The sequence below is a fragment of the Pseudonocardia sp. McavD-2-B genome (genome assembly GCF_024124365.1).
Lineage (GTDB): Bacteria > Actinomycetota > Actinomycetes > Mycobacteriales > Pseudonocardiaceae > Pseudonocardia > Pseudonocardia alni.
This window is the reverse complement of record NZ_JAMXSG010000211.1, coordinates 1-10,449: the sequence shown is the minus strand read 5'-3', so window position 1 is coordinate 10,449 and position 10,449 is coordinate 1. Positions and strand designations below refer to the sequence as shown.

The 10,449-nt window shown below is 75.7% G+C and carries 12 protein-coding genes; 6 read left to right on the top strand and 6 right to left on the bottom strand.

Features of this window, described 5'->3' with window-relative positions; genetic code table 11:
* On the bottom strand, window positions 1-846 hold an 846-nt coding region (locus NH602_RS22675; protein ID WP_253068855.1), incomplete at its 3' end, for an o-succinylbenzoate synthase.
* A 50-nt stretch (window positions 847-896) separates the two neighbouring features.
* Here NH602_RS22675 and NH602_RS22670 point away from each other — a divergent pair.
* From NH602_RS22670 to NH602_RS22655, 4 genes are read left to right on the top strand one after another with little or no spacing between them, the layout of a single operon-like run.
* Window positions 897-1,502: a TetR/AcrR family transcriptional regulator gene (locus tag NH602_RS22670; protein ID WP_224403274.1), complete on the top strand. Its 606-nt coding sequence runs from the start codon at window positions 897-899 to the stop codon at window positions 1,500-1,502.
* Between the two features lie 24 nt (window positions 1,503-1,526).
* Window positions 1,527-2,288: a siderophore-interacting protein gene (locus NH602_RS22665; protein WP_073577208.1), complete on the top strand. Its 762-nt coding sequence runs from the start codon at window positions 1,527-1,529 to the stop codon at window positions 2,286-2,288.
* Window positions 2,289-2,340: 52 nt separating this feature from the next.
* Window positions 2,341-3,081, top strand: a complete 741-nt coding sequence (locus NH602_RS22660) for a response regulator transcription factor (protein ID WP_062400865.1) — start codon at window positions 2,341-2,343, stop codon at window positions 3,079-3,081.
* A 4-nt stretch (window positions 3,082-3,085) separates the two neighbouring features.
* A complete protein-coding gene (locus NH602_RS22655) occupies window positions 3,086-4,588 on the top strand; it encodes a cell wall metabolism sensor histidine kinase WalK (protein ID WP_179760803.1) in 1,503 nt (500 codons plus the stop codon).
* On the opposite strand, the gene NH602_RS22650 is transcribed toward NH602_RS22655, so the two are convergent.
* The 3 genes from NH602_RS22650 to NH602_RS22640 all read right to left on the bottom strand — a co-directional run bounded on the left by NH602_RS22650 (window position 4,577) and on the right by NH602_RS22640 (window position 6,580).
* Window positions 4,577-5,371 carry a MerR family transcriptional regulator gene (locus NH602_RS22650; RefSeq protein ID WP_073577210.1) on the bottom strand — a complete coding sequence of 265 codons (795 nt, stop codon included), beginning with the start codon at window positions 5,369-5,371 and terminating at the stop codon, window positions 4,577-4,579. The two genes, NH602_RS22655 and NH602_RS22650, sit on opposite strands and share 12 nt — an antisense overlap.
* A 349-nt stretch (window positions 5,372-5,720) precedes the next feature.
* Window positions 5,721-6,260 carry a spermidine N1-acetyltransferase gene (speG, locus tag NH602_RS22645; RefSeq protein WP_073577211.1) on the bottom strand — a complete coding sequence of 180 codons (540 nt, stop codon included), beginning with the start codon at window positions 6,258-6,260 and terminating at the stop codon, window positions 5,721-5,723.
* Window positions 6,261-6,322: 62 nt separating this feature from the next.
* Window positions 6,323-6,580 carry a hypothetical protein gene (locus NH602_RS22640; RefSeq protein WP_073577212.1) on the bottom strand — a complete coding sequence of 86 codons (258 nt, stop codon included), beginning with the start codon at window positions 6,578-6,580 and terminating at the stop codon, window positions 6,323-6,325.
* A gap of 106 nt (window positions 6,581-6,686) precedes the next feature.
* Between NH602_RS22640 and NH602_RS22635 the strand changes: the two genes are divergently transcribed.
* Window positions 6,687-8,357 (top strand): AMP-binding protein, encoded by a 1,671-nt coding sequence (locus tag NH602_RS22635; RefSeq protein WP_253068854.1) that lies wholly within the window; start codon window positions 6,687-6,689, stop codon window positions 8,355-8,357.
* A gap of 53 nt (window positions 8,358-8,410) precedes the next feature.
* Window positions 8,411-9,322 carry a sucrase ferredoxin gene (locus tag NH602_RS22630; RefSeq protein WP_179760805.1) on the top strand — a complete coding sequence of 304 codons (912 nt, stop codon included), beginning with the start codon at window positions 8,411-8,413 and terminating at the stop codon, window positions 9,320-9,322.
* Here the strand turns inward: NH602_RS22630 and NH602_RS32030 are convergent.
* A complete protein-coding gene (locus NH602_RS32030) occupies window positions 9,319-10,104 on the bottom strand; it encodes an HAD family hydrolase (RefSeq protein ID WP_179760806.1) in 786 nt (261 codons plus the stop codon). The genes NH602_RS22630 and NH602_RS32030 overlap by 4 nt on opposite strands.
* On the bottom strand, window positions 10,101-10,449 hold a 349-nt coding region (locus NH602_RS22620; protein ID WP_253068853.1), incomplete at its 5' end, for a GNAT family N-acetyltransferase. The genes NH602_RS32030 and NH602_RS22620, both read right to left, overlap by 4 nt.

Here is a 10,449-nt window from a genome sequence, read left to right as displayed (position 1 = left end):
GGGCGCGACCCGCGGCACGGACAGGAAGCCCCGCTGCGGGGCGAGCGGCTCCGCGACGACGTCGGCGGCCAGCAGCGGGACCGTCCCGAGCCCGCAGGCGTGGTGCAGCTCCGGCAGCGCCCCGGCCAGCGCGAGTCCGGCGGCGAGCCCGACGCTCGACTCCACCGCCGAGGACACGACGACCGGCAGCCCGACCTCCTCGGCGATCCGCAGGGCCCGGCGCACCCCGCCCAGCGGCGACGCCTTCAGCACGACGACGTCGGCCGCCCCGGCCCGCACCACCCGCATCGGGTCCTCGGCGCGGCGGATCGACTCGTCGGCGGCGATCGGCACGTCCACCTTCCGGCGGACGGCGGCGAGGTCCTCGACCTCCCAGCAGGGCTGCTCGACGTACTCCAGTCCCCCGGCGGCCCGGTCCAGCTCGCCGATCGCGGCGACGGCCGTGTCGACGTCCCAGGCGGCGTTGGCGTCCACCCGGACCAGCCCGGCGGGGCCGAGCGCGTCGCGGACGGCGGCGACGCGCTCGATGTCCCCGGACAACGGGGCACCGGCGTCGGCGACCTTGACCTTCGCGGTGGTGCAGCCGGAGGCGCGCACGATCCGCTGCGCCTGCTCGGGGCCGACGGCGGGCACGGTGCAGTTGACCGGCACGCGGTCGCGCACCGGCTCCGGCCAGCCCACCTCGGCCGCCTCGCGGGCCGCGGCCAGCCATGCGACGGCCTCGCGGTCGTCGTACTCGGGGAAGGGGCAGAACTCCCCCCAGCCGGCCGGGCCGGACAGCAGGAGGCCCTCGCGCACGGTGATCCCGCGGAACCGGGTGGTCATCGGCAGGGAGTAGACGTCCATTCCCACTCGCTTCCTACCGCCAGTAACTTACTGCGGGTAAAGTCTCCGACGTGACCGCGCAGACCGTACCCGGCCCCCGCCGCCGCGTGCCCAGGGCGGAGCGGGAGCGTCAGATCGTCGACGCGGCCGTCGCCGTCTTCGGCGAGCGGGGCTACGCCGAGGTCTCGATGGAACAGGTCGCGGAGCGGGTCGGGGTCACCAAGCCGGTGCTCTACACCCACTTCGGGTCCAAGGAGGGACTGCTGCTGGCCGCGATCGCGCGGGCCCGGTCCGAGCTGCTCGACGTCGTCGCACAGGCGGCGGGGGCCGCGGAGTCGCCGGAGGCGATGCTGCGGGGCGGGACGCTGGCCTTCTTCCGCTACCTCGACCGGCGGGCGCCCGCCTGGCAGCTGTTCTGCTCCGAGGCCGGGGTCACCGACACCGCGCTGGAGGAGATCCGCGCCCAGCAGACCGACTTCACCGCCGCCCTGCTGGCCGCGCAGGTCCCCGGCACCGAACCGGCCCGGCTGACCGGCTGGGCGCAGGTGATCGTCGGGGCCTGCGAGCGGCTCGCCGTCTGGCGTGGCCAGGACGAGTCGGTCACCGCCGAGCAGGCCACCGAGTACCTGATGGACCTGGTCTGGACCGGCCTGGCGGGCCTCGGCCACCGGGCCTGAGCGCGTCCGGGACAATTCCCGGCCATGAGCACGACCGCACCACGCCTGCTGCAGGTGGCCCGCACCGAGCGGGTCACCCCCGGCATGGTCCGGGTGACCCTGACCGGCGAGGAGCTGGCCGGGTTCCCCGGGCACGGCCCGGACCGCCGGATCAAGATGTTCTTCCCGGTCGAGGGCCAGGAACGGCCCGCCGTCCCGCGCGCCTCGACCGGCGGACCGGTCTGGCCCGCCGGGGAGGCCCGCCCGGCGATCCGCACCTACACGGTGCGCCGCTTCGCCCCCGACGCCGGCGGCCACGGTGAACTCGACGTCGACTTCGTCGTGCACGCCGGGCACGGCCCGGCCGCCGCCTGGGCCGTGTCGGCCGCCCCCGGGGACTGGGTCGGGGTGTCCGAGCCCGGCGGGCGCTGGGAGCCGGACCCGGCCGCCGTGCACCACCTCGTGATCGGCGACGAGTCCGCGCTGCCCGCCATCGCGACCGTCTGCGAGACCCTCGCCGAGGCCGCCCCCGGGGTGCCGGTCCGGGTCGTCGCCGAGGTCGCCGACGCGGGCGAGGAGCAGACCCTGCCCGGCGACGTCGCCGTCACCTGGGTGCACCGGGGCGACGCCCCGGCGGGTGAGCCGCTGGTCGCGGCGGTGCGGGCCGCACAGCTGCCGGGCGGGCGCGGCCAGGCGTGGCTGTCCGGGGAGTCCGCCGCGGTCAAGGAGCTGCGCGCGCACCTGCTCGGCGAGCGGGGGTTCGACCGGCGCGCCGTCTACGCCACGGGGTACTGGCGCGCCCGGTGAACCGACAGCCGGGGCACAGCTGTCGCACAGGTTCGTGCGGTGTGCTCCTAGCATGACCGAGGTGATGGACCGGGACGCCGACCCGCTGCGCCGCGCCGACGGCGGCCCGATCCGGGTGCTCGTGGTGGACGACGAGTCGACGCTGTCGGACCTGCTGTCGATGGCCCTGCGCTACGAGGGCTGGGAGGTCCGCGCCGCCGCCGACGGCATGTCCGCGGTGCGCCACGCCCGCGAGTTCCGCCCGGACGCGATCGTGCTGGACGTGATGCTGCCCGACGTCGACGGCTTCGAGGTGCTGCGCCGGGTCCGCGCCGACACCCCCGAGGTGCCGGTGCTGTTCCTGACCGCGCGCGACGCCGTCGAGGACCGGGTCGCGGGGCTCACCGCGGGCGGCGACGACTACGTCACCAAGCCGTTCTCGCTGGAGGAGCTGGTCGCGCGGCTGCGCGGGCTGCTGCGCCGCGCCGGGATGGCCGCCGCCCAGCGCTCCTCGGAGCTGGTCGTCGGCGACCTGGTGCTCGACGAGGACGCACACGAGGTGTCGCGCGCCGGCGACCCGGTGGAGCTGACCGCGACCGAGTTCGAGCTGCTGCGCTACCTCATGCGCAACCCGCGCCGGGTGCTGTCGAAGGCCCAGATCCTCGACCGGGTGTGGAACTACGACTTCGGCGGCCAGTCCAACGTGGTCGAGCTCTACGTCTCCTACCTGCGCAAGAAGATCGACGCCGGACGCCGGCCGATGATCCACACGGTGCGCGGCGCGGGCTACGTGCTGCGTCCCGCGGCGGAGTGACCCGGTGGTCGTCACCCGCGTCTCCGGCCGGGTCCGCTCGCTGCGGGCCCGGCTGGTCGTCACGGTGCTGCTGCTGTTCGCGGTGGCGTGCGTGGCGATCGGCGTCGCGACGACGCTCTCGCTCGACCGCTACCTGTCCACCCGGCAGGACCACGAGCTGTCGTTCTCCCTGGAGGGCTTCGTCGCCCAGCAGACCGGGCGCGCCCCCGGGCGGCTGACCGAGGACGAGGGCGACGGGACCGGCGCACCGTCCGGGGACGGCGGCCGGCGCCCCGGCCCGCCCGACGGGGTGTTCCTCGGTCCCGGCCCGAGCGCGAACGCGATCGGCGCGGTGTTCGACGACGGCCGTGTCGTCATGGCCCGGCTCGCCCAGCGCGGCGGCACCAGCACCGCTGTGTCCGACGACGACCTCGGCGCGCTCCGGTCGGTGCCCGCCGACACCGCGCCGCACGACGTCACCCTGTCCCTGGGCGACTACCGGGCGATCGGCTGGACCGAGGGCACGACGACCTACCTGATCGCGCAGCCGGACAACGCCGGTGCGACCGTGACCAGGCTCGTCGTCACCGAGCTCGTCGTGCTGGGCGGGGCGGTGGTGCTCGCGGGCATCGCGGCGGCCGTGCTGGTGCGTCGCGAGCTGCGCCCGCTCGAACGCGTCGCCGGCGTCGCCGCGCAGGTCGGGGACCTGCCGCTGGACCGGGGCGAGGTCCACCTCGCCGCCCGCGTCCCCGACCCCGACCCCCGCACCGAGGTCGGCCAGGTCGGCACCGCGCTCAACCACATGCTCGACAACGTCGAGGGCGCGCTCGCCGCCCGCCAGGAGTCCGAGACCCGGCTGCGGCGCTTCGTCGCCGACGCCAGCCACGAGCTGCGCACCCCGCTGACGGCGATCCGCGGCTACGCCGAGCTGTCGCGCCGCGAGCGCGACCCGGTCCCGGAGCGGACCACGCACGCACTGGCCCGGATCAGCTCGCAGGCCGAACGCATGTCCACCCTGGTCGAGGACCTGCTGCTGCTCGCCCGGCTCGACGCGGGCCGCCCGCTGGAGCGCGCCGAGGTGGACCTCACCCGGCTGGTCCTCGACGCCGTCGGGGACGCCCACGTGGCGGGCCGCGACCACCGCTGGTTCCCGCGGCTGCCCGATGAGCCGGTCACGGTCACCGGCGACGCCCACCGGCTCGCCCAGGTGGTCACCAACCTGTTCGCGAACGCCCGCACCCACACCCCGCCCGGCACGACGGTCACCGTCTCCCTCGACCGGCCCGTCCCCGGCCGGGTCCGGTTGCGGGTCGCCGACGACGGCCCCGGCATCGCCCCGGACGTCCTGCCGCGGGTGTTCGAGCGGTTCGCCCGCGGCGCCGAGGGACGCACCCGCGCCGGGAACGACACCCCCAGCACCGGGCTGGGCCTGGCGATCGTGGCCGCGGTCGTCGCCGCCCACGACGGGACGGTCGGGGTCGACAGCGCCCCCGGCCGGACGGTGTTCACCGTCGACCTACCGGTCTGAGTGCGGCTCCGCGGCCCCGGGGTCGACGGGCGGGTCGGCCGGGGCGAGGTCGGTGGACAGCCGGCGGATGAAGTCGTCCATCGCCTCCTGCATCGTCTGGCGGAAGGCGCCGAGCAGCGACTGGGTGGCGACCGGCTGCAGGGCCTCGACCGCCGTGCGCAGGTCCGCGACGCCGCTGCGGGGCAGCCCGGCCGCGACGTGCGCCGCCCAGACCTGCTCCCGGAACAGCTCGACGAAGATCTCGGCGATCTCACGGGTGCGGGTCAGCAGCTCGTCGCCGACCTGCTGCACCGCTTCCGGCGCCAGACCGAGGGCGACGGCGTGCGCCCCGGACCGGACCATCGACGGGTTGAGCACGCGCAGCCGCCCCGGGCCGGTGCGCTCGATCATCCCGGAGGCGACCAGCTGCCCGACGAACTCCGGGGACGTCCGGGCGCCGGCCCACGCGGCCAGGTCCTCCTCGGCGAGCTCGACCGGCTCCTCCGGCTGCCACGGGGCGAGCATGCCGCGGTAGAGGCGCAGCGCCTCCTCCGCGCTGCCGGAGGGGGTCTGGTTGATCAGCACACCGATCGCGGCGAGCGAGAACCCGCGCCGCTGCAGGCCGGCGATCAGCTCCAGCCGGGCCAGGTGGACGGGGCCGTACCAGGCGGTGCGCCCGCGCATCTCCCCCGGCTGCAGCAGCCCGCGGGACAGGTGGGCACGCACGTTGCGGACGGTCATACCGGCACGCGCGGCGAGCGTGTCGATCGGGAACTCGTCCCCGGCCGTCGGCGTTCCGGACATCGGGGCGGATCCTACCCGGGGCAGCCGGGCGCGCACGGCGACGACGGGCGGGCCGCAACCACCCCGTGACCCGTGGCGACGACGGTCGCGGGCACTCACCCGACGATCAACGATGTCATCAGCTGCCCGATCCGCACCGCGACATCGAGCTGACACCGACCCACACCCGGTTCCTGCTGGTCATGGGCGCAGCGTAGCGGAACGTTGACACGAGCACGTGGCGGGATAGTACTGTTCATGGGTGTCGTCGTCATCACGGTCGACGCGCCCGACCCCGGTCGCATGCCCGCGACCGGTGCACGCCGGGCCGGCCGACGGGTCCCCCTCCCTGCCGGCCGGTCCGGTCCGGTCAGCGCGGTCCGTCGACGGCGCGACCGAGGTGCTCGCGCTGCAGCACCGCCATCCGGTACGCGTCGTGGTAGCGGCCGCTGGCGAAGTACTCCTCGCGCAGCTCGCCCTCGACGACGAAGCCGGTGCGTTCGTAGGCGCGCACCGCACGGGCGTTGTCGACGTCGACGACGAGGTACACCTTGTGCAGGTTCAGCACGCCGAAGGCGTAGTCGAGGGCCGCGGAGGTGGCGCGGGCGGCGAGACCCCGGCCCTGGAAGGCGGGGGCGACGATGATCTGGAACTCCGCGTTGCGGTGGATGTAGTCGATCTCCACCAGCTCGACCAGGCCGGCGCGCTCGCCCGCGCAGTCGATGACGAACCGCCGCTCGCGGTTGTCGTGCACGTGCCGGGCGAAGATCTCCTGCAGCTCGACGAGCGACTCGTAGGGCTCCTCGAACCAGTACGACATGATCCCGGAGTCGTTCGACAGCCCGTGGACGAACGGCAGGTCCTCGCGCTCGAGGGCGCGCAGCCGCATCTCGGGGGTGGGCGTACTCATGGGGCCTCCGCGGGCGACGGACCCGATGCCCGTCGACCCGGAAACCTACGAGGCCGGCGCGGTCAGCGCCCGGCGCGGGCCCGCTGCGGCGTGCAGGACGGACAGTCCCGCCACGGCAGGGCGCGCGCGTCGGCGGGCCGGGCCGCACCGCAGCGGCAGACGCCGGCGAGGCCGCCGAACCCGGGCATCGACTTGGTCGGACGTCCCGCGCGGACCAGGGTGCGGCCGGAAGTGGACGTGCGTGTGGGCAGGTAGAGGCGCATCAGGATCCCCGACGGTGTGGTGGAGAGTTCGGCGACCTGTGGGTCACCGAGAGACACATCGTCTTCACCCTACGAAACATGACGGACATGCTCAGTGACCTCTGACACAGATCCCCGCACCGGACCCGGCGACCCGACGGGTGGCCCTGCCAGACTGCGCCGCATGGCTGGCTCCCCGCTGCTCCAGAACCTCTCCGGCACCGCCCGTACCGCCTACGAGCTGGGCAGCGGCACCGCCCGTGCCGCCGTGGCCCTGACCCGCTCGGGAGTCGTCCGCCCGCTCGGCCCCGGGAAGCTGTACGGGATGGGCCGGGCCCTGGTCCGCTACGGCAACAGCATCACCGCCGCGTTCGCCGTCGGAGCGGCCCGCCACCCGTACCGGCTCGCCGTCGTCGACGACGACGGGGTCACCACCTACGCCGAGCTGGAGGCCCGCACCGACAGCCTCGCGCTGGCGCTGCTCGACTCCGGCGCCGGGCCGGGCGCCCCGGTCGGCGTGCTGTGCCGCAACGCCCGCGCGCCGATCGAGGCGATGGTCGCGGCGGGCAAGGCGGGCGCCGACGTCGTACTGGTGAACACCGGGCTCTCGGCCGAGCAGCTGCGCGGGGTGCAGGAGCAGCAGCAGCTGCACACCCTCGTCGCCGACCCGGACTTCCTCGACATCGTCCCGGACGGGCCGCGCGTCGTGCTGACCCGCACCCCGGACGGGCCGCGCCGCGCTGGCGATCGCGCGCTCGACGACCTGGACGCGATGGTCGAGCGCGGCGGGCCGGGCGAGCTGCCGTTCAAGCCGGAGCCGTCCAAGCAGATCGTGCTGACCTCCGGCACCACCGGGACACCGAAGGGCGCCAAGCGGCCGCACCCCTCGACCCTCGCCCCGGCGGCGTCGATCCTGTCGGCGATCCCGCTGCGCGCCGGTGAGCCGACGCACATCGCCGCGCCGCTGTTCCACACCTGGGGCAACGCCGGGCTGCTGCTCGCCTCGCTGCACGGCGCGACCGTCGTGCTGCGCCGCAGGTTCACCCCCGAGGGGTTCCTCGACGCCGTGCGCGAGCGCCGGTGCACGACGGTGTTCGCGGTGCCGGTGATGCTGCAGCGCGTCCTGGAGTCCGACGCCGACGGCTGGGGCGACGGCGGGGACGACCCGGCGGGCCCGCGGATCGTGGCCGTCTCCGGGTCGGCGCTGCCCGGCGGACAGGCCAACCGGTTCATGGACCGCTTCGGCGACTGCCTCTACAACCTCTACGGCTCCACCGAGGTCTCCTGGGTCTCGATCGCCGGACCGGAGGACCTGCGCGACGCCCCCGGCACCGCGGGCCGCGCGCCGGCCGGGACCACCCTGGTCATCCTCGACGACGACGACACCCCGGCCGCGGCGGGCGTCGACGGCCGGGTGTTCGTCGGCAACGACCTGCCGTTCGAGGGCTACACCGGCGGCGAGGACGGCCTGGAGGAGCGCGACGGACTGCTCGGGACCGGCGACGTCGGGCACCTCGACGAGCAGGGACGGCTGTTCCTCACCGGCCGGGCCGACGACATGATCGTCTCGGGCGGGGAGAACCTGCACCCCGGCCCGGTCGAGGAGCTCGTCTCGGGGATGGACGGGGTGCGCGAGGCCTGTGTGCTCGGGGTGGACGACGACGAGTACGGCCAGCGGTTCGCCGCCTGGGTGGTGCTCGAGCCGGGAGCCGACGTCACCGCGGACGCGATCCGCAGCCGGGTGAAGTCCGACCTGGAGAAGTTCGCCGCCCCACGGGACGTGCACTTCCTGGACGAGCTGCCGCGCAACCAGACCGGCAAGGTCCTGCGCACGGAGCTCCCCGGCCGGGAGTGACCCGACCGGGCGTCCCGGGTTGAAGTCAGGGAAACCTTCCCTAAGATGGCCCGATGACGGTCACCGCGGCACGTGGCGCACTCGGCGGTCCCCCCGCCGGGGCGCCCGCCGGGGGCTGTGCCGGGCTGAGCGAGGCCGTCGGCGAGCCGATGACCGGCACCGCGCCGCACGTGCGCCGCCTCGTCGCCGTCGAGCACATCGGGGCGTGGCCGCGGAAGGTCGCCGACCACCCGGACCCGGCGGTCACCGCGCTCTGCGACCGGCTCCGCGCCGACGACGTCATCCTCCTCCTGATCCGACGTCCCGGTCGCGAGGGCCGCTGCGACGCCGACGGCGACCGCACCGTCTACGTCGCCGACCTCGCCCCGGGCGGCTCGCGGGTGTGGGCGCGCACCGTGCGGGGCACCGACGACCTCGCCCGCATCGACCTCGACCCGGGTGCGGGCACCCCGGTCACCGACCCGGTGATGCTGGTGTGCGCGCACGGCAGGCGCGACGTCTGCTGCGCCGTCCGCGGCCGCGCGCTCGCCGGGGAGCTGGCCGCCGAGGGCGCCGACGTCTGGGAGTGCACCCACCTCGGCGGGCACCGGTTCGCTCCGACCGCGCTGGTGCTGCCCACCGGCTACGCCTACGGCCGCCTCGACACCGGCGGCGCGCTGGCCGCGTTGAAGGCCGCGGCCGGGGGCGGCGTCGACCCGTGGGGCTGCCGCGGGCACACCGGGCTGGACCCGGTCCGCCAGCTCGCCGAGCTCGCCGTGCGCGAGCACACCGGCATCGGGGACGCGTCCGCACTGCTCCTCGATGCCGTCGACGGCCCGGGGGACGTGACCGTGCGGTCCCGCGACGGCCGGGTCTGGACGGTGCCGGTGGTCATCGACTCCTCGCTGCCGCCACGGCCGCCGTCCTGCGGGGCGGCCCTGGAGGCGGCGACGCCGCTGGTCGCGGGCACCCCCGTCGAGCACTAGCCGAACGCGCGCTCCAGGGCGCGGGCCAGGCCGTCCTCCGCGACGGTGTCGGTGGACTCGTCGGCGTCGGCGTGCACCTGCGGCGGGGCCTGCCCCATCGCGATCCCGCGGCCCGCCCAGCGCAGCATCGCGCGGTCGTTGTCGCCGTCGCCGACAGCGAGGACCTCGGAGCGGTCGACGCCGAGCCGGGCCGCGACCCGCGCGAGCCCGGACGCCTTGGACACCCCGGCCGGCACCAGCGTGACCCACGGCAGCTCGTGGTCCAGGGTCGGCTCGGTGCCGGGGACGTGCAGCCGGGCCGCCCGGGCGGCGGTCTCGTCCGGGTCGTGCCCCGGCCAGTACATGACGAGCTTGGGCGTCGGCTCGTCGAGCAGACCGGCGCGGCCGACCTCGGTGACGGTGCCTGCGAGCACGCCGTCCGGGAACGGGGCGCTGACCCGCTGCCCGACGCCGACGTGCTCGCAGGCGAACACCGCCCCCGGGAACAGCTCGCTCATCGCGTCGAGGGCCGCGGTCACGGCCTCGGGGGCGAGCCGCTCCATCGCCAGGACCCGGCGGGTCGCGGTCTCCATCTCGACTGCGCCGTTCGAGGTCAGGGTGACGCCGTCGCGCAGCCCGATCGCGTCCAGCGCGCCGGCCACGCCGACGACGGTCCGGCCGGTGCACAGCATCACCTCGGCCCGGGTCCCGGCGAGCGCGATGGCATCGAGGACCGCGGGGCTCGGGGGCCTGCGCCCGTGGACGATGGTGCCGTCGATGTCGAGCGCGACGAGCCTGATCACGTGGTCGACCCTACGTCGAGCCGGAACCGCGCGACGCCGTCGCGGGTCCCGGTGGGGCGCATCCCGATCCGCTGCAGCACCCGCTCCGAGGCGGGGTTGCCGGGCTCGACGCCCGCGACCAGCGGTGACGCCCCGGCCGAGCGGGCCAGCGCGAGCAGCAGGCGGGCGGCCTCGACGGCGTAGCCGCGGCCGCGCCGGGACGGCACCACGCCGTAGCCGAGCTCGACGGCGGCCGGGCCGTCGTCGGGGGCGGGGAACAGACCCGCGCCGCCGACGACCGTGCCGCCGTCGCGTTCGACGAGCAGCCGGTGTCCGAGCTCGCCCCAGCCCGGCCCGGCCGGATCG